Below are 20,886 nucleotides of genomic sequence, written 5' to 3' on the forward strand. Positions count from 1 at the left end.
GCCGATAGCAGTGCGCTGCGCGCACGGTTATCAGCCCTCTTGAGCAAGCAGCTCACTGATCCATCCGACCTGTTGTGTGAGCTCTTGCACCTTCTCCTCGGGCACGCCCTGCCGCGCTCGGGCGAAGTGGCTCAGGGTGCGCTGCTTCAGGCGCAACAGGCGCTGCCACTTGGCCAGAAATGCCGGGCTGCGTTCCTGTAATTGCAGAGGGCCGAAGTACAGTTCCTGGGCGCTATACAGCACCGGCCCGCTGCGCTCGGCGACGATGATTTCGTAGTTGAAGCGGTTTTCCCGCAGCACTTCCTCGCCGAGTATGCGCATTGCTCGGTAGGCAGTGCATGTGCGCTGGCACCATGGGCTGTTCAGGCCCGTAGGCCCAAGCGCTTGGCCAGGCGGCTGAGGTTGGCCCGATCAACACCAATCGCTTTGGCAACCGAGGTCCAGTTGTTGCCGTGCTCTTCGAACAGTCTTGAGATCAGTTCCCGCTGGAAGTGGTCCGTCGCTTCCTTGAGGCTGATATCCCGGTAAAACGCTAGGTCGTGACCGGTAGGCCCGCTTTCCTGCTGTTGCGCAGCGGATTGATTGAAGTCGATATGCGGGCTGTCGATGGTGATGATTTTGCGCGGCTTATGTTCGGCGGCCGAGGCCTTGAGGGCGGCGCGCTCCAGTGTGTGTTCCAGCTCTCGCACGTTGCCGGGCCAGGAGTAACTCAGCAGGGCAGATTGCACCTCGCCAGACAACCGGATCGTGTTGGCTGAGATCCTGGGTTTCATGCTTTCCAGAAAGAAGCCGGCAAGGATCAGGATGTCATTGCCCCTTTCGCGCAGAGGCGGAACCAGAATCGGGTACACACTGATCCGATGAAACAGGTCGGCTCGGAACCGCCCGGCCAGTACTTCATCGAAGAGATTCCTGTTGGTCGCGGCGATCACACGGACATCGACACGCTGTTCTTTGTCCGAGCCGACGCGCTGGATGAATCCGCCCTGTAGAACCCTGAGCAGTTTTGCCTGCACGCTGAGCGGCAGTTCGCCGATTTCATCCAGGAAAATCGTGCCGCCATCGGCCGCATCAAAGCGGCCTTTGCGGTCGGTCAGGGCGCCCGAGAAGGCGCCTTTGACATGCCCGAACAGTTCACTTTCGACAAGATTCTCAGGCAGTGCGGCGCAGTTGATGCTGATCAGGTTCTTCCTGGCGCGTGTCGACCAGGAGTGAATGGCGCTGGCCACCAGCTCTTTGCCGACCCCGGTTTCACCGCTGATCAGCACTGAAAGGTCGGTTGAGGCCACCAGTTTGATTTCTTCATGCAGCCGTGTGGCGGCCGGACTGCTGCCAATCAGTTCGCGTTGACCACGCTTGAGGGCGGCCTCTTTGTAGCTTTCCACCAGCTTGTGTTCGGACTCCAGGCTCTCACTCAGTTCAAGCAGCTTGCGGGAGGCGCTGACGGTCGCCGCGGCCAGCTTTGATATGGCCTCCAGGTAGTCGAGAGAAACCTGGCCGAAGATGGCCGGATTGAGCGCATCCAGCGTGATAACCCCCCAGGGCTTGCCCAACACATACAGCGGGCAGCCCAGGCAATCATGCACTTCCAGGTTCCCGGTTGAGCCTTCGATAAGGCCATCGTAGGGGTCGGGTAGTCCGCAGTCCGATGGGAATCGAGTGGCCTCACGCTGGGACAGTATCGAGGCCAGCCTTGGGTGATCCTCGATTTTGAAGCGGCGGCCATAGATGTCCTTGCTCAAGCCTTTGGCGGCAATGGGCACCAGGGCTTCGCCTTCCAGACGCAGTAGCGCGATCGCATCGCACGGCAACAGAGCCGAGATGGCTCGGAGCAGGCGTTGCAGCCGCTCCTGTTCACTGATATCGCTCGCCAGATCGTCAATCAGCGGAAGCAAGGCGTTCAGAAGCGTGCTGGAAGACATGTCAGTGCAATTCCTGAGTGCAGGGCTAGTCATTATGACTATCGAATAGTCTTAATGACAATTTTGATATGTGTCATTAGGACTCTAATCTGTTTTAAGTCATTGATTTGTATTAATTAAAAACTTGGCACGGTAGATGAAATGTATTGGGCGATCCATCCGATCATGTCTATGAGAGGCCAGTATGAAAATTCAATCGTTGTTTGTTGCAGTGGTGTTGGCGGTCAGTCACCAGGCTGTCGCCGATGAAGTCATTAGCGAGGTGCCGGATACCACCGCCGGTAAAGGCGTCGGGGTGTTGGCGGGAGCAATGGCAGGCGGCGCAGCCGGTGGGCCAGTCGGTGCGCTGGTAGGCGGCGCTGCGGGGTTCTTCGTGGGGGCTGAGGCGCAGAGCGCAGCAGGACTTGCGGAGCGCGGTTATGAGGTCGCTGCGCAGAACGGGTCGGTCTACAGGGTTCGGTCGCCGAAAGCGTCTTTCGCCGCCGGCGATCAGGTCACCTATTCCGGTTCAAGAATCCACTCTTCCCGTCACTGAGGACACCCACATGATCACTGAGCAACAAATCCAGCTGGTTAAGGCTACTGCTCCGCTGCTTAAGCAGACGGGCGAAACGCTAACCCAGCATTTCTACTCAATCATGCTGAGTGAGTACCCGCAGGTGAGGCCATTGTTCAACCAGGCCAATCAGGCTTCGGGCGATCAGCCACGGGCCCTGGCCAATGCGGTTATCAACTACGCGATGTTTATTGATCGGCTCGATCAGATCACGGGAGTGGTCAAGCAAGTCATCCACAAGCACGCTGCCCTGCAGATTCTGCCCGAGCACTATCCGATTGTCGGGGCGTGTCTGTTGCGGGCAATCCGGGATGTGTTGGGCGAGGGCGTTGCCACTGATGAAGTGATTGCGGCCTGGGCGGCGGCGTATCAACAACTCGCGGATATTTTGATTGGCGCGGAGGAGGAGATTTACCGGGCGAATCAAACGGCACCGGGCGGCTGGCGCGGAGGGCGGACCTTTGTGGTGCAGCGCAAACAGCACGAGAGCCGTGAGATCTGCTCCTTCTATTTACACCCCAAGGATGGCGGGCCTGTCCTGAAGCACGCGTGCGGCCAGTACCTGGGCATCCGCCTGATGGTGAATGGTCAGGACGTACGACGGAACTACTCCATTTCCAACTCGCCGGATGGCGAGCACTACCGGATCAGCGTCAAGCGCGAACCGGGAGGCGTGGTCTCCAATTACCTCCATGATCAGATCGAGGTAGGCGCAGAGCTGGAGATTTTTCCTCCTGCGGGCGAATTTGGGCTGGATGAAAGTACCTTGCCGCTGGTGTTTATCACGGCAGGCGTGGGGATCACTCCGTCGATCAGCATGGTGGAAAAAGCCAAGTCGAGCGGGCGTGACATTACCTTCATTCACTTTGCCCGCAATGCCGCAGTGCATGCTTTCAAAGACTGGCTGGCGCAGGTGTCGCTCACCGCGCCGGGTATGCGCAGCTATGTCTGCTACAGCGAGCCTGAGGCCGGTGATCAGGCCGATGCCACGGGCGTTGCGACGGGCGACCTGTTGCGTCAGTGGGCCCCGAACCTCGCGGATAGCCAGGTCTACTTCCTGGGCCCTAAGCCGTTCATGAAGGCGGTGTACGCCCTGCTGCGGGAGCTGCGGGTTCCCGAAGAAAAAATCAATTTCGAATTCTTCGGGCCGGCTTCGGCGCTGATCTGATCAACAGAGGTGAAAAATGATTCTGCACGCATCTATTCCTGCGGCTAATCCTGCGCAGGTCAGTGCTGTTCTGGCTGAAATCATTGGCGGGGAAGTCTTTGCATTTCCGCCCTTTGAGCGCTCATTCATCGCGATCTCAACGTTGCAGACTGGCTTGTCGCTAGAGGTGTATCCGGATGATCTCCAACTGGTGCCGGATACCTCGGGTGGTGATGTTGTGGGGGTATATGGGAATACTCCGGCTGCAAAGAGTGCATTTCATCTGGCCATCGCCACCGGCTTGGATACGGACGCCGTTTTCCGGCTCGCTGAGCAACAGGGCTGGTGCTGTCGTGAACTGCGCAGGGGCGATGCCTTCAGCCTGATCGAGTTTTGGGTGGAGAACCGCCTGCTGATCGAAGTTCTTACGCCTGAAATGCTTGCTGAATACCGCGCTGTGGTCACGCCGCCGTCCTGGGCTGCCATGCTGGCGAATGGCGCTCCCCATCGCCAGGAGTCGGAGGTGGCGCCATGAGTGAGTACAGCTTCAATAAGCTGGCAGTGGTCACGGGGGCCAGTTCAGGCATCGGTCTTGCCACCTGCGCGGAGCTTCTGGGTAAGGGCGTTAAGGTGATTGCCGTTTCCAGAACCTGCGGCGGGCTGACGCCATTGATCCAGGCGTACCCAGTGCATTTGCAGTGGTTTCAGGCGGATGTGACGGAGGAGGCTGATCTGAACCGCTTGCGCGACTTCACCCAGGTACAGGGCACTGTCGACTTTCTGGTCCCCAATGCGGGCGTGGCGATGTTGTCTGCTGCGGATGATCACGATGCCTTTGAACGGCAATGGCAGATCAATGGCAAGGCCGCGCTCCAGGTGTTCAGAAAACTGTCTGTGCTGATGTCGCCCGGGGCCTCGGTGGTTTTTGTGGGAACCTTTCTCCGGCAGATCGCCTTTGAGGGATTGGGCCCCTACATCGCCACCAAGGCGGCATTGTCGGCGCTGGTCAAAACCATGGCGGTGGAGTTTTCGAAGAGGGGTATCCGCATCAACATGGTTTCACCGGGGCCGACGAAGACCGCCATCTGGGGAGGACTTGGCCTGTCCGAGGGTGAGCTTCAGGTAGTCGCGGACGGGGTCTCAAAACGGCTGCTGACGCAGGAGTTTCTGGAGCCCGAGGCAGTGGCCAAGGTTATTGCCTTTCAGTTGTCGAACGGCGCTTCAGGGGTGTTCGGCCAGGACTGGGTGGTGGACGCCGGCTACAGCCTGATCTGAGGCCTGAACGAGGTTCAGTTCATCTACTCAATGGATGGACTGAACCTCGTGTTGTTGTGGCTCCATGATTCTTAACACGGGTTTAGATTTATCCGGCCAGTGATTCGACAGCCATTGGCAACACTGTCACTGGCTGTCATCGACCCATCTCACTTCCTGCTTCAATTCGCGCCGGCCTAGCTCTGGCCGATCAGCCCGCGAGGCTGCGGTCTAGCGTGGCGATATAGCTCATTACGTTCACGCTCGTCCTCGACCCACGGTGCCAAACCGCTATGCGCTCGCTCGGCTTGACTGTGGCGTCGCCAGGCTGGCGAAGGCCTCCAGCGCTTTGAGATCGATCTGGCTGCAGTTGGCCGGTTCTAGCGCAGCGAGGTTAACCAGCCCCCACAATTGCTTGTCCAAATACGGCGGACAATCCAGGCAGTCATGTGCTTCCCGATGACCTAGAGGCTCTTCCAGCAGACCATCCTAGGGATCAGGTAACTCGCAGTCGGTAGCGAAGCGGGGCGGCTGGCGGTTTTCCACCAAAGCCAGTCGGCGTGGAGGCTCGGCAACCTTGAAGCGCCCCTGGGTAACTGGGCTGAGCCCCTCGACAGCAGCAGGGCGCAGTACGTCGTCTTGAGCTTCAGTCGTGCCGCTGCATTACAGCGGAAGAGCAAGAGCAGTGGCCAGCAGGCGACGGTGACGCGGCTCGTCGTTTAGCTCGCGGGACCGGTCTGCAATCAAGGGAAAAACACTTGCAGCAACGAGTCAGGAGTCATATTGACCGCATGGAGTCAATATGACTCTTTTTGCCATGGTCATAAATACACAGTGCGCACTTAAGGTATTGATATTTAATGAAATAAAAGATGGCACGAAGTCTGAAGGTTAAGGGTGCGCACTTCGGGCTCTTCGGCCCACCAAGCGCGCTGGAAGCCTGACTCATCATCTCTACTGATCGGAGCAAGCCATCATGATCGACTACATCCGCCAGCCCCGTAACCTGCTCTTCCTGTCCAGCGTGATCCTGGCTACCGGCCTGGTCATGCTGATCGCCGGCATCGCGCTGGCCTATGTTCTCGATCAGTACCTGAACATCGTCGAGTTGGTCGGCGCCCATTCGCTGACCATTCTCGGCCCATCAGCGATCAAGATCGGCTACGTGATGCGGCTGCTCGTCTCTCACCACTTGAACAAGAGCACATCCGCGGAGAGCTTCACTCATGTTGCTTACTGATCCCGCTCGGGGACTGGCGATCAGACCTATCTGGCGCTTGGGCTTTCGCCCGTTTTTCATTGCCGGCAGCGCCTTTGCAGTACTGGCCATCGGTCTCTGGAGCATGTTGCTTAGTGGCTGGTTAAACCACTGGCAACCCAGCGGAGGTGGCCTTGCTTGGCACCGCCACGAAATGTTGTTTGGCTTTGCCTGCGCGATCATCGCCGGCTTCCTGCTCACCGCCGTGCAGAACTGGACCGGTCGTCCTGGCCTGCAGGGGCGGCCGCTGGCCTTGCTGTTCCTGGTTTGGCTACTGGCACGCCTGGCCTGGCTGTGCGCCCTGCCTTTGGGTGTGTTGATTGCGCTGCAGCTAGCGTTCCTGCCGCTACTGGCCGGAGTGATTGCTGTCCAGCTGCACGCTGTGCGGCAACGCCACAACTACCCCATCGTGCTGGTGCTCATTCTAATGAGCCTGTGCCAGGCACAAGTGCTGTATGGCCTGGTCCTGGGTGACGATGTCCTGCAGCGGCGTGGCGTACTGAGCGCCTTGTGGCTGGTCGCCGGATTGATCGGCATCATCGGCGGCCGTGTCATTCCCTTCTTTACCTTGCGCGGCCTGGGGCTGACCCTGCCAGTCAAAAGCAGCCCACGGCTCGACAAACTCGGCCTGGCCTGCGCGCTATTGGTGGCCGGACTGACAGCAGCAGGCTGCAACGAATTACAACGACCCTGGCTGGCGCCGCTGTTTCTGTTGATCGTCGGTCTGCATGGTCTGCGTCTGTGGCGGTGGTACCAACCGGGCATCTGGCGGGTACCGTTGCTCTGGTCGTTGCATCTGGCGTATGCCTGGCTGGCATTGGCCGCGCTGGGCATGGCGGCCTGGCATCTTGGCCTGTTGAGTCAGTCCAGTCTGGCCACCCATGCCCTGGCAGTCGGTGGCATGGGCGGATTGATCCTGGCCATGCTTGCCCGGATTAGCCTCGGCCACACCGGTCGCCCGCTACAGCCACCAGCAGCAATCAGCTGGGCTTTCGCCACGCTTCACTTTGGCGCATTCAGCCGCGTGCTACTGGTTAGCTTTATGCCCAGCGCCCTCTGGCTGGCTGCGTTGGCATGGGTAATGGCCTTCTTACTATTCCTGCACCATTACACGCCCTTACTGTGCCAAGCCAGGCCGGACGGCCAGCCGGGCTGAACCTAAACACCCCAACAGTAAGGAAGTGCCTTGAACGAGATTGCGCTGATCGGAAATGCGTCCTTCAGCGTTTCGTGTCTTCTTGAGCAAGTAGTTCGCTGACCCACCGGACCTGTTGGGTGAGCGCTTGAATCTTCTCCTCGGGCACGGCCTGCCGCGCTCGGGTGAAGTGGCTCAGGGTGCGCTGCTTCAGGCGCAACAGGCGCTGCCACTTGGCCAGAAATGCCGGGCTGCGTTCCTGTAATTGCAGAGGGCCGAAGTACAGCTCCTGGGAGCTGTACAGCACCGGTCCGCTGCGCTCGGCGACGATGATTTCGTAGTTGAAGCGGTTTTCCCGCAGCACTTCCTCGGCGAGGATGCGGTAGCCATGTTCCATCAGCCATTGACGCAGGGGCTGCTCGCCGCCGTTGGGCTGCAGGATCAGACGTTCCTGGCCGCTCAGGCGTGCCTGATCACGGTCGAGGATGTCGCGGATCGTTTCGCCGCCCATGCCGCAGAGGCTGATTGCCGTGATGCCGTCTGCGGGCTCGATCACCGCCAGGCCATTGGCCAGGCGCACGCTGATGCACTGGCTCAGCCCATTCTCGCGCACGCTGCGCTGCGCCGCGTGAAACGGCGTCAACGCCACCTCGCCGGCAACCGCCGAGGCGATCACGCCACGCTTCATCAAGGCGACGAGCAGGTAGCCGTGATCCGAGCCAATATCGGCCAGCCGCGCACCGGCCGGCACGTGCGTCGCCACGCGCTCCAGGCGCTCGGATAATCGCTGTTCGTTCAACTGCTGCCTCGTTTCACCAGGGTCGTCCGGCACGTTGGGCCGGAACGGCGCGCGATTCTGGCGGGCAACAGCGTGCCTGGCAAATCAGGCAGACACTATTGAGTGCTGGTAACAGAGAAGCAGGGCGTATTTGAAAGAGTCCAGGGAGGCCCTCAGCGAAACAGTCTGTAAAAGATCCCCCGCCGCGTGCGAGACAGCTGCGATTATGATTTGGTTCCCTTGGCTTCCAGCATTCTTGCATGACCACCACATCGGAACCTCCCAGTCGCGCTTTTCCTAGCGAGGCAAATCGGTACTGCGAAATCCTCTCCCTGTCAGATCAGGCGTGTTCTTCGGTTCGCCCGCTGACTGTTCTACTGTCGACGATCACGACACCGCTCAAGCAGTTTGAACGCATCCACGTGGGCGATACGTGCGATGTCATGCGCGATGCCGTCATGCGTATGCAACGCGACTACTGCCTGGTGTTTGCATCGCCCGACGACGGTTTTCCGCTCGGTTACGTGGCCAGAAAGCGCTTGGCCTTAGAGCTGCTGACGGGCAGCCGCCCTGATGTGCTGCGCCTGGTCACCATTGCTCCCTGTTTGCCCATCTCGATCAGCGTCAACGAAGCGCTGCGTGTGCTGGTTCGCAAGCAGGCTCAGCTTGGCGTGCTCTGTGATCGTGAAGGCGCTGCCATCGGCATGTGCACCCGTGAAGTCCTGCGGTGCCTGGCGGAGGATCGCCTATAGGCAGCCCCCTTTATTTCGGGTCCTTTTCCCGTGTCGGTTGCACATGGGGCCCGAGTTTGCCTCGGCTTGCCGAGGCTCTTTCTTGATCGTGTGGGCAATGTTCACCCACTGATACATACGAGTAGATGAGTCGTGCGCCGAGACGCACGCAGGAGAAAGCAGTGGAATTTTTCGCATTGGGCTTGCTGATCGTCCTCAATGGCTTGTTTGCCATGTCGGAGATCGCCCTGGTGACAGCTAGAAAGGCGCGCTTGATGAAATTAGCGGCCGAGGGTGATTCGGCCGCTGCGGTGGCGTTGAAACTGGGCGAGGATCCGACCAAGTTTCTTTCGGCCATTCAGATCGGCATTACCTCCATCGGCATCCTCAACGGTATCGTCGGTGAGGCCGTTCTCGCTGCGCCGCTGGCAACGTGGCTACAGACCCTGGGCGTAGCGGAGGCGACCGCGAGCATTGGCGCGACGGCAGGTGTGGTCATCGTCATCACCTACGTCTCCATCGTGATTGGCGAGCTGGTACCCAAGCGCATCGGCCAGCTCAACCCCGAAACCATTGCTCGTCTAGTCGCTCGGCCGATGATGACGCTGTCCTTCCTGACGCGCCCGTTCGTGGTACTGCTGTCGTGGTCGACTCACACCATTTTGCGCATCTTGGGTGTCCGCCAGACGAGCAACTCAGGTGTCACGGAGGAGGAGATCCACGCCATGCTGGAAGAGGGCTCGGAGACGGGGGTTATCGAGCAGCATCAGCACGAGATGGTGCGCAATGTATTCCGCCTGGACGATCGTCAACTCGGCTCGTTGATGATTCCACGCTCCGATCTGGTCTTCGTGGATGTTCGCAAGACCCCGGAAGAGAACATCCAGGCCATGATCGAGTCCGAGCATTCACGCTTCCCGGTTTGCGATGGCGGTTTCGATAACCTGCTGGGCGTGATTCATGCCAAGCAGGCCTTTGCTTGCCTGGCCAAGGGCGAGAAACCCGATTTCACGGAACAGTTGCACCCCTGCGTCTTCGTACCGGAAACCCTGACTGGAATGGAATTGCTGGAGCAGTTTCGCGCCAGCGGCATGCAGATGGCCTTCGTGATCGACGAGTATGGTGAGCTGGAGGGTATCGTGACCCTGCAGGACGTGCTGGAAGCGGTGACGGGAGAGTTCACCCCCAACAACGCTGAAGATGCCTGGGCGGTACAGCGCCATGATGGGTCTTGGCTGCTTGATGGTGCCATCCCGATTCCCGAGATGAAGGATCGCCTGGCGCTCAAGACGGTGCCCGAAGAGGACAAAGGGCGTTATCACACGGTATCCGGCATGTTCATGCTGCTGCTAGGCCGTGTGCCGGCGACCAGCGACCGCGTCGAGTGGGATGGCTGGATGTTCGAAGTGGTTGATATGGACGGCAAGCGCATCGACAAGGTCCTGGCCACTCCCGTCGAGCTTCCCGACAGCAGCGATGGCGAAGGCACCTTGCCCTGGAGCGATGCTGACAATCACGCGGTAGGGAAGCAGCGCTAACCCGCGAAAATGCATCGGAGCTTGATCGCTACCTGTCCGCGGTCACCGCTTTTTGCCGGCACAGCAGAATGGGCGATGCCGAACAAGCAGGCATTGCCCGCAGGCGGTTCCTGCACCTGTTGCCTGTGCATCAGGCAAGTTGTTGCTCTTCGTCGCGCAGCTGACTGCTCAGTTGGTCGCAGCTCGCCGACCAGTCGGTTAGCCAGGCCGGCAGTTGCGGTGACTGCTCGGCCAGACCCAGCTCGCGAGCAAACTCCGCCGGTGATACGTTGCCCTTGGGGCCACGAAACAGGCCGCGCATGATGACCACGCCGAGCACTCGTCCATCCTTGACGAAGCGGTGCTCGACGAAGCTCCACTTGGCATCCCAGCCCAGCATGCGGGTGTGGATCTCGAAGGCTTCAAACAGCCGTAACTCCCGACGAAACTTGCCCCACACATCGCCAACGATGGGCAGCGCCCGGTGGCGCAGGGCAACCCGATAGGCTCCGCTGCGCAGCACGTAATCCATGCGCCCGACATCCGCGAGGGTGAAGTAGCGGCCATTGGTGACATGCCGGTTGAAGTCCAGATCCAGCGGCCACACCCCCAGCCTGATGACCGTGGTTGCCAGGCCTGGCACCGGACGGCGCCAGGGGCGGTGCAGCAACATCCAGATGAGACGGAACCAGAGATTCATGAAAAGGCACCTGCTTGAGTGAGGGCGCACTCTAGTCAGGCTCTTTGCGCTAAGGTAGGTGCAGAAATGACTTATTTCATGCGATATGTGCAATGGAGCCCTGTATGCATGTGACGCTTCTGCTGGCCGAGCAGTGCTCTATTGCCAGTGCCAGCCTGGCGCTCGAGATACTGGATGCCGCCAACCGCTTTGCCGAAGCCGGCAAGCAACCGTTCAAGGTGGTTATCGCTTCTGCCGACGGTTGCCCAGTGGCGAGCCCGACCGGGCAAACATTGCAGGTGGATGCCGCGCTGGCCGAGGTCAGGCGAACCGATCTGGTGCTGATTCCGGGTTTTCTGTTTAGCCTGCGCGATGCCTTGCCGGCGCTGGCTCAGTACGCCCCCTGGCTGCGGCAGCAGCATGCCCAGGGCGCGTTTATCGCGGCGATGTGTACGGCCAGCTTCATGCTTGCCGAGGCCGGCTTGCTCGATGACATGCCGGCAACCACCCATTGGGCCTTTGCCGACTTTTTCCGCCGCCGCTATCCGCAGGTGCTGCTGGATGAGCGGCGCATTCTCTGCGAAAGCGAACGCCTGATCAGCGGTGCTGGCGCCAGCGCGGCAATAGACCTGCTGCTGCACCTGATCCGCCGCTTCGCCTCGCTCGAACTGGCTCAGCAGTGCAGTCGCTATCTGCTGATCGACAATGTGCGCAGCGAGCAGTCCGTTTACGTGCTCTGGTCGATGCCCAAGCAGCATGGCGATGAGGCCATCCTGCGGGTACAGAACTGGATGGAGGCGCGCTTCGATCAGCCCTTCCAGATCGCCGAACTGGCCGAGCGCTTTGGCTTTGGTGAGCGCAATTTCAAGCGGCGTTTCCGCGAGGCAACGGGCTACACCGCGCTGGGTTACCTGCAGGCGCTGCGCCTGGAAAAAGCCAAGCACTTGCTGGAGACGACGCAGCTGAGCCTGGAAAGCATCACCGCCAGGGTGGGCTATGAAGACAGCAACTCGTTTCGTCGCTTGTTCCAGCAGCGTGTCGGCTCGTCGCCAGCGGCCTTTCGCAAGATGTTTGCGCAGCAGGCGGGTTGCCCCTGAGAGCCTGTTTACGATCTTTCCATCAAGACGCACTTGCGGCTGGGGGCATCAGTGCCGATGCAGCTGACGGCAGCTTGTATGCTGCGGTCGTTGGGTTTGCAGCACCCGAGCGCTGCAGAGCGGGCGAAGCCTATGCCTGGCCGGGAAACTCCAGGATAAAGCGCGTCCAGCCCTCGGCTGACTCGCAGCGGATCTCGCCGCCATGGGCGCGGACGATGGAGCGGGTGATGGCCAGGCCGAGGCCGGCGTGCTCGGCATTGCCTTCGCGGCGGGCCGGGTCGGCGCGGTAGAAACGGTCGAACAGGCGCTCGCGCAGCGCGGCCGGAATCTCCGGACCCAGGTTGGCCACTTCGATGCGTACGCTGGCGCCCGAGCTGGCCGTGTTCAGGTGCAGCTCGCCGCCGCTGGGGGTGAAGCGCAGGGCGTTGTCGATCAGGTTGCTCAGGGCGCGGCGCAGCAAACCGCGATCGGCGCTGAGCGTGGTCTGGCCGGTGACCCGCAGGGTGACCCCGGCATCCTCGGCCAGCGGGGAGAAATACTCGGCCAGGGCGGCCAGCTCAGCGCCCAGTTCCAGGCTTTCCCGCTGGGTCTGCAGCAGGCCGTGTTCGGCTTTGGCCAGCAGGAGCATGTCGCCGACCATCTGCGCCAGGTGCTGCAGCTCCTCCAGGTTGGAGTGCAGCGCTTCCTGGTAGTCCTCCAGCTCCCGGGGCTGGCTGAGGATCACCTGGGTCTGGGTCAGCAGGTTGGACAGCGGCGTGCGCAGCTCGTGGGCGATATCGGCGGAGAAGGCCGAGAGGCGGGCGAAGGCATCTTCCAGGCGCGCCAGCATGGCGTTGAAGGCCTGCGCCAGTTCGCCCAGTTCGGCGGGCAGGCCCTGGGTCGGCAGGCGGGTGGTCAGCGAACTGGCGCTGATTTGCTGCGCCACGGCGGTCATGTTGCGCAGCGGGCGCAGGCCACGGCGCGCGACCCAGGCGCCGAGCAGGGCGGTGGCCAGGGCCGAGAGGCCGACGCAGAGCCAGATCAGCCGTTGCATCTGCTGCAGGAAATGCTGGTGGTGGGTGATGTCGAGTAGCAGGCTCAGGCGCATACCGTTGGGCAAAGGCTTTTCCATCACCCGGTAGTCGGTGTCGCCGTTGCGCCAGCGTCGCAGTTCCTGCATGGAAATCGACAGTTCCTCGAGTTGCGGCAGGCTGCTGAACCACAGCTGGCCGTCGCGGGTTTCGACGCGCAGGGCCAGTTCCGGGTGGCGTTGCAGTTCCTGCAGCACGGCGGGACGGCGGCTGGCCAGGGTGGCGGGGTCATCGGCGCCGTTAAGGATGTCAGCGAATACGGTCAGTTTGCCTTGCAGCAGTTGCCGGTCCAGGTCGATGAAGTGCAGGGCGCTGGCCTGGCTGAACAGGCTGCCGGCGATCAGTGCTACCGCTGCGGCGCAGGCGGCGAACAGCAGGGCCAGGCGATTGGCGAGGGACATCAGCGCCGCGCCTCCAGCACATAGCCCATGCCGCGCACGGTGTGGATCAGCGGCTGGGCGAAGCCGTCGTCGACCTTGGCGCGCAGGCGGCGGATGGCGACTTCGATGACATTGGTGTCGCTGTCGAAATTCATGTCCCACACCTGCGAGGCGATCAGTGACTTGGGCAGTACTTCACCCTGGCGGCGCAGCAGCAGTTCGAGCAGGGCGAATTCCTTGGCGGTCAGCTCGATACGCTGGCCGGCGCGTTCGGCGCGGCGGCGCAGCAGATCGAGGGACAGGTCGGCCAGTTGCAGCAGGGTGTCCTGCGCCACGCCGTTGCTGCGCCGTAGCAGGGTGCGCACGCGAGCCAGCAGCTCGGTGAAGGCGAAGGGCTTGACCAGGTAATCGTCGGCTCCGGCCTCCAGGCCGCGCACGCGGTCCTCAACTGCGTCCCTGGCAGTAAGAAACAGCACCGGGGTTTCCAGGCCGGCGCTGCGCACGCTACGCAGGATCTGCCAGCCGTCGCGGCCGGGTAGCATCACGTCGAGAATCAGCAGGTCATGCTCGCCGGACAGCGCCAGCAGTTCGCCGCTGCTGCCGTCGGTGGCCAGTTCGACGCTGAAACCGGCCTCGGCGAGGCCCTGGCGCAGGTACTGGCCGGTCTTGGGTTCGTCTTCGACTATCAGCAATTTCATCTGGGGCTCACAGCCTGGGCTCGCGCGGGGTGGATGCCGGCTTTATACGCCAGGCGAGGGCGGTCATGGGCAAAGCTGACAAAGTTGTAATCTTCGCGTCAGCTTAGCGCCAGTTGGCAGCGCCTAAAGTGGGGCATCTTCCATTCTTGGAGCCACACTCATGTCCGTTCGTATTCTTCTGCCGCTGCTTTGCGCCATCAGCCTGCCTGCCCTCGCCGAACCCGGTCATTTCGCCTTTGGTGAGCCGGCGAAAGCGGCCGAGGCCGACCGCACCGTGGAAATCGTGCTTGGCGATATGTACTACGAGCCGGCCTCTGTACAGGTCAAGGCCGGCGAGACCGTGCGTTTCGTGTTGAAGAACGACGGCGCGCTGCTGCACGAGTTCAGCCTGGGCGATGCGGCCATGCACGCCGAGCATCAGAAGCACATGCTGATGATGCAGCAGATGGGCATGCTCACCCCGACCGGCCTGCAGCAGGACATGAGCAAGATGGACCATAGCCAGCACGACATGAGCGGCATGCAGCACGGCAAGATGGCCCACGACGACCCGAATACGGTGATGCTCGAACCGGGCCAGAGCGCCGAGCTGACCTGGACCTTCAGCCAGAGCACCGGCCTGGAGTTCGCCTGCAACATCCCCGGCCATTACCAGGCGGGCATGGTCGGTAACGTTGAGGTGCAGCCGTGAAGCGTCTGTTACTCGCCGCCGGGCTGCTGGGCCTGAGCCTGGCCGCCCAGGCCGGTCGTTATGAGCTGGTGATCGACGAGGGCCAGGTGCGCTTCAGTGATGGCGTGCGTCCGGCGCTGACCGTCAATGGGCAGAGCCCGGCGCCAGAGCTGCGCTTCGAGGAAGGCGAGGCGGTGGAGATCGCCGTCACCAACAAACTGGATCGCATGACCGCGCTGCACTGGCACGGCATCATCCTGCCCTATACCCAGGACGGCGTGCCGGGCATCAGCTTCCCCGGCATCCAGCCGGGTGAGACCTTTACCTATCGCTTTACGGTCAACCAGTCCGGTACCTACTGGTACCACGCCCATGCCGACTTCCAGGAGCAGGAGGGCATCTACGGGCCGCTGATCATCGAGCCCAAGGGTCGCGAGCCGTACCGCTACGACCGCGAATACACGGTGCTGCTGTTCGACTGGCAGGACGAGAAACCGGAGCGCACCCTGGCCAACCTGAAGAAGCAGGCCGATTACTACAACGACCAACAGCCGACCCTCGGCGACCTATTCCGTGACGCCAAGCGCGACGGCTGGAGCGCGGCGCTCAAGGATCGCTGGGACTGGGGCAACATGCGCATGGCCAAGACCGACATCGCCGATGTCAGCGGTTTCCGCTTCCTGGTCAATGGCCGCGACACCGAGCAGAACTGGACCGCGCTGTTCAAGCCGGGCGAGCGCGTGCGCCTGCGCATCATCAACGGCTCGGGCATGAGCTACTTCGACCTGCGCATCCCCGGCCTGGCCATGACCGTGGTGCAGGCCGACGGCAACGATGTGCAGCCGGTGACTGTCGATCAGCTGCGTATTGCCGTGGCGGAAACTTACGACGTGATTGTCCAGCCCAAGGAAGACAAGGCCTACACCCTGTTCGCCGAGTCCATGGACCGCCGTGGCTATGCTCGTGCCACCCTGGCGCCGCGGGCCGGCATGCAGGCCGAGGTGCCCGAGCTGCGGGCGCCACGCCTGCTGACTATGGCCGATATGGGCATGGCCCACGCCGGGATGGACCATGGCGGTATGGATCATGGCGCGATGGCTGATGGCGAGATGGCTGGTATGGATCATTCGGCCATGCAGGGCATGGACCATTCGAACATGGCGGGGATGGATCACTCGGCGATGGCCGGGATGGATCATTCACAGATGGCCGGCATGGACCCTGGCGCGATGAGTCACGCGGCCATGGGGCAGGCGAACAACCCGGACTACGCCGCCGGCAGCGGCATCGCCCCCGAACCGGTGGAGGGCGGGCGGGTGCTGGTTTACGGCGATCTCAAGGCCATGCGCCCGGCCGCCGGCTATCGGGCGCCGGACCGCACCATCGAGCTGCAGCTGACCGGCAACATGGAGCGCTACTTCTGGTCGTTCAACGGGGTGAAATACTCCGAGGCCGAGCCGATCCGCCTCAAGTACGGCGAGCGCGTGCGCTTTCGCTTCGTCAACCAGACCATGATGAACCACCCCATGCACCTGCACGGCATGTGGATGCAGCTGGACAAGGGCAACGGTCAGTTCAACCCGCTCAAGCACGTGGTCAACGTGGCGCCGGGGCAGACCCTGGAAGTGGACGTGCCGGTTGATGCCATGGGCGAGTGGGCCTTCCACTGTCACCTGATCTACCACATGGGCAGCGGCATGTTCCGCAAGATCGTGGTCGAGGCGGCCGACGGCAGCACCCAGCCGTTCTACAGCGAGCAGCCTGCGGCCAAGGAGAGTGAACATGCGCATCATTAATTTGCTACCTGCCATGCTGCTGGCCACCCCGGCACTAGCCATGGAGCCGCACATGGACGCTATGCCGGTGGCCAAGCTGGCCGTGGATCACCTGGAACAGCGCTTCGATGGCGACGACCAGGCCCTGGCCTGGGAGCTGGAGGCCACCTACGGCAACGACCTGCACAAGGCGGTGCTGAAAAGCAGCGGCGAGCGCGCCGACGGCGGGCCGACTGAGTCCAGCGAGACCCAGCTGTTGTATCGGCGCATGGCCAGCGAGTTCTTCGACTGGCAGGCCGGCGTGCGCCATGACGATCAGCCGGGGCCGCAGCGCAGCTATGCGGTGCTCGGTGTGAATGGTCTGGCGCCGCAGTGGGTCGAGCTGGATGCCAATCTGTTCGTCAGCGAACGCGGCGACCCGTCGCTGCGGGTCGAGGCCGAGTACGAACTGCTGCTGACCCAGCGCTGGGTGCTGGAACCCAAGCTGGAGTATGACCTGGCCCTGGCCGACGACCGTGATCTGGGCGTCGGCGCCGGTGGCAGCACCCTGGAGGCCGGGCTGCGCCTGAATTACCGGATCAGCCCGCAATTCTCGCCTTATGTCGGCTATGTCTGGGAGAAGACCTACGGCCGCAGCGGCGATTGGCTGCGCGACGAAGGCGAGCACGACGAGGAGGGCGCCTGGGTGCTGGGACTGAAGTTCTGGTTGTGAATCACCCCTCTCCCACTTGTGGGAGAGGGGCCGGGGGAGAGGGTGGTGGGCAATTTACCCTATCCCAGCCCTCGGCTCTGGCTTCCTGCTTCACTCTACCTCCTGCATCCATGCAGTCGTCTCCCGTGAAGGGGCGAGGGGCAGCCAGTCTTGTAGCCCGGATGCAATCCGGGGGGCGGAGTGGCCTGCTTCCCGGATTGCATCCGGGCTACGGGTGACAAGAGAGCTTTGGGCATGGGGTACAATGCCCGCCGTTTTCCGCTTTCCAGGCCGTCGCCATGCAACATCCCGCCGAACACTCGCCGCTGGGCAAATCCAGCGAATACCTTTCCAGCTACGCTCCCGAGCTGTTGTTTCCCATTCCGCGCGCTACCAAGTGGGCCGAACTGGGGCTGACGGCCAGCACCTTGCCGTATCAGGGCGTGGACTACTGGAATTGCTACGAACTGTCCTGGCTGCTGCCTTCTGGCAAGCCGGTGGTGGCCATCGGCGAGTTCGCCATCCCGGCCGACTCGCCGAATATCATCGAGTCCAAGTCGTTCAAGCTCTACCTCAATTCGCTGAACCAGAGTACCTATGCCAGTCAAACCGAGGTCGAGCAGGTGCTGGCTCGTGATTTGTCCGCCTGCGCCGCTGCGCCGGTGACGGTGCGGGTGCGCAGCCTGGATGCGGTGGCCGCCGAGGGCGTGGCTGTTCTGCCGGGCCGCTGCATCGACGAGCTGGAAATTGCGGTCAGCGACTATGCCCATCCGCGGCCCGAGCTGCTGCGCTGCGCTGCGGGCGAGATCGTTGAGGAAACCCTGTATAGCCACCTGCTCAAGTCCAACTGCCCGGTCACCGGCCAGCCCGACTGGGGCACGCTGGTGGTCGAGTACCATGGCCCGCGCTTGGATGCCGCCAGCCTGCTGGCCTACGTGGTGAGCTTCCGTCAGCACCAGGACTTCCACGAGCAATGTGTGGAGCGGGTATTCCTCGATCTGCAGCGCCTGCTGCAGCCGCAGCATCTGACGGTGTATGCACGCTACGTGCGCCGTGGTGGGCTGGACATCAACCCGTATCGCAGCACGGCGCCGATCAGCCCGGACAACCGGCGGCTGGTGCGCCAGTAAGCAAAAAGCCCGCGTGATGCGGGCTTTTTTGTACTAGCCCGGAGCAATCCCGGGAGGCGTCTCAGATCCCCATATTGGCCAGGCTCTGCAGGATATTGCGCAGGGTGCCGGCGAGGGTCGGGTGCTGGCTTTCAAAGCGTTCCACGGCCAGGTTGACGCCGTCGACCAGGCTGGCATCCGGAGCACTGGCCAGCTCCTTGGCCAGTTTCAGGTCGATCTCCTGCATCAGTTCGAGCAGGGCGGCGCGGTCGTTTACGTCCAGCGGAATATCGGTGGCGAGCTCGTCGCGTAGTTGCTGAAGGTGTTGCTGCAGGCGTTCGGGCATGGTTTCTCTCCTTTAAGACATCAAAGTGGACCCTCACCCGACAGCAAAGATCCGTCCCTTTGTTTAAAGGTTAATCCAGCTCGCGCGCTCTTGCCTGATCGAGATCAAAAGCGCTCAGGGTTTTTCGCCTTTGTGCCGGCGCATGGCGAGATCTTCCAGGCAGGCCGGCACTTCGCTCGGGTGATCGATCACCGAGTGCGCGCCAAGGCGATAGAGCTGCAGGGTCGCCTCGACGCGCAGCTTCTCGCGCTCAGTGCTTGGCAGGGCTTGCCAGTCGCCCAAGGCCAGGCCGCACAGTGAGCCGCAGGTGGCCAGGCCGATGCACCACAGTCCAGCATTTAACCCAGCTTGCAGCAGGCGCGGTTCGCTGGCGATCAGGACGCAGCCGTGCAGGTTCTCCACCTGCAAACCGGCTAGGGCCTGCCAGATGCTGTCCGGCGCCGGCCAGGGGCGACCAGCACCACGCTGCCCGGCTTCAATCCAGGCGGGCAGGGCAGCGGCCAGGCGGGCGCTGACGGCTGGCGGTAATTCGTCGAGCCAGGCCGCCGGCAGTTGCTGGCGCTGTACCTGGGCGAGCAGTTCGCGGACACCCGGCAGGCATTCCGCATGCTCGGTGGCGCTGGCCAGCAAGGCGGCGTCATCCAGCGGGCCGGTGGTGTGGGCGAGGGCAACCGGCAAGGTACGGGCGCCGAAATCCACCAGGCAGCCGGAAAGACCGAACAGCAGGGCATTGAACGTGGGGGCTGCGTTGGGGCTGGACATGAAGTGGATTCCCGAGATTCACAGGGCAGGCTAATCCACATCGATGACGTTTCAGTGACGCCGAGGTTTCAGGCGCTCATTACGTTACGCAGGCTGTCTGGCACCGACACTGAGGTGTTGCTGGCATGGTCGATCCAGACCAGCTTGCAATAGCCTTCGCCGTAGCAATTGTGCGGGTCTTCGCGGGTGCTCAGGCGATGCTCGACCACCAGGCTGCTGCGCCCGACCGCGCCGGCATACAGTTCGATCACCACGGTAGCGGGGTGCACCACCGACTTGAGGTAGGTGTGCTGGGTCTGCAGGACGACCGGCCCCTGCGGGGCGTGATCGATAGCAATGCCGGCCAGGGCGAACCACTCCACCCGTGCTTCCTGCACATATTCGAGATAGACGGTGTTGTTGACGTGGCCGTAGTTGTCCATATCGCCCCAGCGAACCGGGATATGGGCGGTGTGCAGAAGGCGTTTTTCCGTCATGCGTTCGTCCGCTATGCTGCTGCCTAAAGAGGCCGGGCTGTTTATACTGCGCGACCTGATGGGCTGGCCGCGGGCCGCCACACTACTGATGCCATGGAGAGACTGCAAATGCGTATGGCTGCTGCAAGCTGGATCGAACGTCTGGGCCGTTTGTGTGCCTGTGTCACCCTGGTGCTGGTTCCGGCACTGGCGCAGGCTTCTGAAGACGATCCATGGGAGTCCTTCAATCGTCCGGTATTCCGCTTCAATGACACTATCGATACCTACGCGCTGAAGCCATTGGCGCAGGGGTACCAGACCGTAACTCCGCAATTCCTCGAGGATGGTGTGCACAACGTCTTCGGCAACATCGGCGATGTCGGCAACCTGGCCAACAACCTGCTGCAGGGCAAGGTGCATGATGCAGGCGTGGATACTGGCCGCCTGATCTTCAACACCACCTTCGGCGTGCTGGGTTTCTTCGACGTGGCGACCAAGATGGGCCTGCAGCGCAGCGACGAAGACTTCGGTCAGACCCTGGGTGCCTGGGGCCTGAACAGTGGCCCGTACCTGGTGCTGCCGTTCATGGGGCCGAGCAGCGTGCGCGATGCCGGGGCGAAGATTCCGGACAGCTACCTGGGCATGTACCCCTACATCGACCATGTGCCGACCCGCAACGTCACCCGTGGCGTGAATGTCATCGATACCCGCGCCAGCCTGCTCGATGCCGAGAAGATGGTCAGTGGCGACAAGTACATCTTTATCCGTAACGCCTACCTGCAGAACCGCGAATTCCGCGTGCAGGACGGTGAGGTGGTCGACGATTTCTGATCGATCGCCAAGACATGAAAAAAGG

Annotated in this window: 22 protein-coding genes and 1 pseudogene; 14 read left to right on the forward strand and 9 right to left on the reverse strand. The window is 61.9% G+C overall.

Annotated elements, in window-relative coordinates; genetic code table 11:
- Nucleotides 1–30 precede the first annotated feature (30 nt).
- Both H3H45_RS17290 and norR read right to left on the reverse strand, forming a co-directional pair.
- A pseudogene (locus tag H3H45_RS17290) lies at nt 31–411 on the reverse strand (tRNA (adenine(22)-N(1))-methyltransferase TrmK); the annotation flags it as partial.
- Entirely contained in the window at nt 363–1,922 is a 1,560-nt protein-coding gene (gene norR / locus H3H45_RS17295; protein WP_182834932.1) for a nitric oxide reductase transcriptional regulator NorR, read from the reverse strand. The pseudogene H3H45_RS17290 and the gene norR, both read right to left, overlap by 49 nt.
- 184 nt (nt 1,923–2,106) lie before the next feature.
- On the opposite strand from norR, the gene H3H45_RS17300 reads away from it, so the two are divergent.
- From H3H45_RS17300 to H3H45_RS17325, 6 genes are all read left to right on the forward strand, one after another.
- Nucleotides 2,107–2,457 (forward strand): hypothetical protein, encoded by a 351-nt coding sequence (locus H3H45_RS17300; RefSeq protein ID WP_182834933.1) that lies wholly within the window; start codon nt 2,107–2,109, stop codon nt 2,455–2,457.
- 10 nt (nt 2,458–2,467) lie between these two features.
- Complete coding sequence (gene hmpA / locus H3H45_RS17305) at nt 2,468–3,646, forward strand: NO-inducible flavohemoprotein (protein ID WP_182834934.1); 1,179 nt, start codon at nt 2,468–2,470, stop codon at nt 3,644–3,646.
- A gap of 16 nt (nt 3,647–3,662) precedes the next feature.
- Nucleotides 3,663–4,160 (forward strand): hypothetical protein, encoded by a 498-nt coding sequence (locus H3H45_RS17310; RefSeq protein ID WP_182834935.1) that lies wholly within the window; start codon nt 3,663–3,665, stop codon nt 4,158–4,160.
- Nucleotides 4,157–4,900: an SDR family oxidoreductase gene (locus tag H3H45_RS17315; RefSeq protein WP_182834936.1), complete on the forward strand. Its 744-nt coding sequence runs from the start codon at nt 4,157–4,159 to the stop codon at nt 4,898–4,900. The genes H3H45_RS17310 and H3H45_RS17315 overlap by 4 nt, the downstream gene beginning before the upstream one ends.
- Before the next feature lie 955 nt (nt 4,901–5,855).
- The gene (locus tag H3H45_RS17320; RefSeq protein ID WP_182834937.1) at nt 5,856–6,119 is read left to right on the forward strand and encodes a transmembrane sensor/regulator PpyR; all 264 of its coding nucleotides are present in this window, start codon (nt 5,856–5,858) and stop codon (nt 6,117–6,119) included.
- Nucleotides 6,106–7,293: an NnrS family protein gene (locus H3H45_RS17325; protein WP_182834938.1), complete on the forward strand. Its 1,188-nt coding sequence runs from the start codon at nt 6,106–6,108 to the stop codon at nt 7,291–7,293. Before H3H45_RS17320 ends, H3H45_RS17325 begins: the two co-directional genes overlap by 14 nt.
- A gap of 64 nt (nt 7,294–7,357) precedes the next feature.
- On the opposite strand, the gene H3H45_RS17330 is transcribed toward H3H45_RS17325, so the two are convergent.
- Nucleotides 7,358–8,071, reverse strand: coding sequence for a tRNA (adenine(22)-N(1))-methyltransferase (locus H3H45_RS17330; RefSeq protein WP_220494329.1), 714 nt, complete (start codon nt 8,069–8,071; stop codon nt 7,358–7,360).
- A 239-nt stretch (nt 8,072–8,310) separates the two neighbouring features.
- On the opposite strand from H3H45_RS17330, the gene H3H45_RS17335 reads away from it, so the two are divergent.
- Entirely contained in the window at nt 8,311–8,802 is a 492-nt protein-coding gene (locus H3H45_RS17335) for a hypothetical protein (protein WP_182834940.1), read from the forward strand.
- Between the two features lie 161 nt (nt 8,803–8,963).
- Nucleotides 8,964–10,319 (forward strand): hemolysin family protein, encoded by a 1,356-nt coding sequence (locus H3H45_RS17340; RefSeq protein ID WP_182834941.1) that lies wholly within the window; start codon nt 8,964–8,966, stop codon nt 10,317–10,319.
- Nucleotides 10,320–10,449: 130 nt separating this feature from the next.
- On the opposite strand, the gene H3H45_RS17345 is transcribed toward H3H45_RS17340, so the two are convergent.
- A complete protein-coding gene (locus tag H3H45_RS17345; RefSeq protein WP_182834942.1) occupies nt 10,450–10,998 on the reverse strand; it encodes a thioesterase family protein in 549 nt (182 codons plus the stop codon).
- Between the two features lie 104 nt (nt 10,999–11,102).
- Here H3H45_RS17345 and H3H45_RS17350 point away from each other — a divergent pair, with 104 nt between their 5' ends.
- Nucleotides 11,103–12,074, forward strand: coding sequence for a GlxA family transcriptional regulator (locus tag H3H45_RS17350; RefSeq protein ID WP_182834943.1), 972 nt, complete (start codon nt 11,103–11,105; stop codon nt 12,072–12,074).
- A gap of 130 nt (nt 12,075–12,204) precedes the next feature.
- Here the strand turns inward: H3H45_RS17350 and H3H45_RS17355 are convergent, their stop codons facing one another.
- Nucleotides 12,205–13,545: a heavy metal sensor histidine kinase gene (locus H3H45_RS17355; protein WP_182834944.1), complete on the reverse strand. Its 1,341-nt coding sequence runs from the start codon at nt 13,543–13,545 to the stop codon at nt 12,205–12,207.
- Nucleotides 13,545–14,222, reverse strand: coding sequence for a heavy metal response regulator transcription factor (locus H3H45_RS17360; protein ID WP_182834945.1), 678 nt, complete (start codon nt 14,220–14,222; stop codon nt 13,545–13,547). Before H3H45_RS17360 ends, H3H45_RS17355 begins: the two co-directional genes overlap by 1 nt.
- 160 nt (nt 14,223–14,382) lie before the next feature.
- Here H3H45_RS17360 and H3H45_RS17365 point away from each other — a divergent pair, with 160 nt between their 5' ends.
- The 4 genes from H3H45_RS17365 (at nt 14,383) to queF (ending at nt 18,488) form a co-directional block, all read left to right on the forward strand.
- Entirely contained in the window at nt 14,383–14,913 is a 531-nt protein-coding gene (locus tag H3H45_RS17365) for a cupredoxin domain-containing protein (RefSeq protein WP_182834946.1), read from the forward strand.
- On the forward strand, nt 14,910–16,688 hold the full coding sequence (locus tag H3H45_RS17370) for a copper resistance system multicopper oxidase (protein WP_182834947.1): 1,779 nt from the start codon (nt 14,910–14,912) through the stop codon (nt 16,686–16,688). Before H3H45_RS17365 ends, H3H45_RS17370 begins: the two co-directional genes overlap by 4 nt.
- Entirely contained in the window at nt 16,675–17,379 is a 705-nt protein-coding gene (locus H3H45_RS17375) for a copper resistance protein B (protein ID WP_182834948.1), read from the forward strand. The genes H3H45_RS17370 and H3H45_RS17375 overlap by 14 nt, the downstream gene beginning before the upstream one ends.
- Before the next feature lie 278 nt (nt 17,380–17,657).
- Nucleotides 17,658–18,488: an NADPH-dependent 7-cyano-7-deazaguanine reductase QueF gene (gene queF, locus H3H45_RS17380; protein WP_182834949.1), complete on the forward strand. Its 831-nt coding sequence runs from the start codon at nt 17,658–17,660 to the stop codon at nt 18,486–18,488.
- Nucleotides 18,489–18,549: 61 nt separating this feature from the next.
- Here the strand turns inward: queF and H3H45_RS17385 are convergent, their stop codons facing one another.
- The 3 genes from H3H45_RS17385 to H3H45_RS17395 all read right to left on the reverse strand — a co-directional run bounded on the left by H3H45_RS17385 (nt 18,550) and on the right by H3H45_RS17395 (nt 20,051).
- Complete coding sequence (locus H3H45_RS17385) at nt 18,550–18,813, reverse strand: DUF4404 family protein (RefSeq protein ID WP_182834950.1); 264 nt, start codon at nt 18,811–18,813, stop codon at nt 18,550–18,552.
- Between the two features lie 114 nt (nt 18,814–18,927).
- Nucleotides 18,928–19,575, reverse strand: a complete 648-nt coding sequence (locus H3H45_RS17390) for an HAD family phosphatase (RefSeq protein ID WP_182834951.1) — start codon at nt 19,573–19,575, stop codon at nt 18,928–18,930.
- Nucleotides 19,576–19,643: 68 nt separating this feature from the next.
- Nucleotides 19,644–20,051 (reverse strand): acyl-CoA thioesterase, encoded by a 408-nt coding sequence (locus H3H45_RS17395; RefSeq protein ID WP_182834952.1) that lies wholly within the window; start codon nt 20,049–20,051, stop codon nt 19,644–19,646.
- Between the two features lie 108 nt (nt 20,052–20,159).
- On the opposite strand from H3H45_RS17395, the gene H3H45_RS17400 reads away from it, so the two are divergent.
- Nucleotides 20,160–20,861, forward strand: a complete 702-nt coding sequence (locus tag H3H45_RS17400) for an MlaA family lipoprotein (protein WP_182834953.1) — start codon at nt 20,160–20,162, stop codon at nt 20,859–20,861.
- The last annotated feature ends 25 nt before the right edge of the window (nt 20,862–20,886 follow it).

It is taken from the genome of Aquipseudomonas guryensis (genome assembly GCF_014164785.1).
Lineage (GTDB): Bacteria > Pseudomonadota > Gammaproteobacteria > Pseudomonadales > Pseudomonadaceae > Aquipseudomonas > Aquipseudomonas guryensis.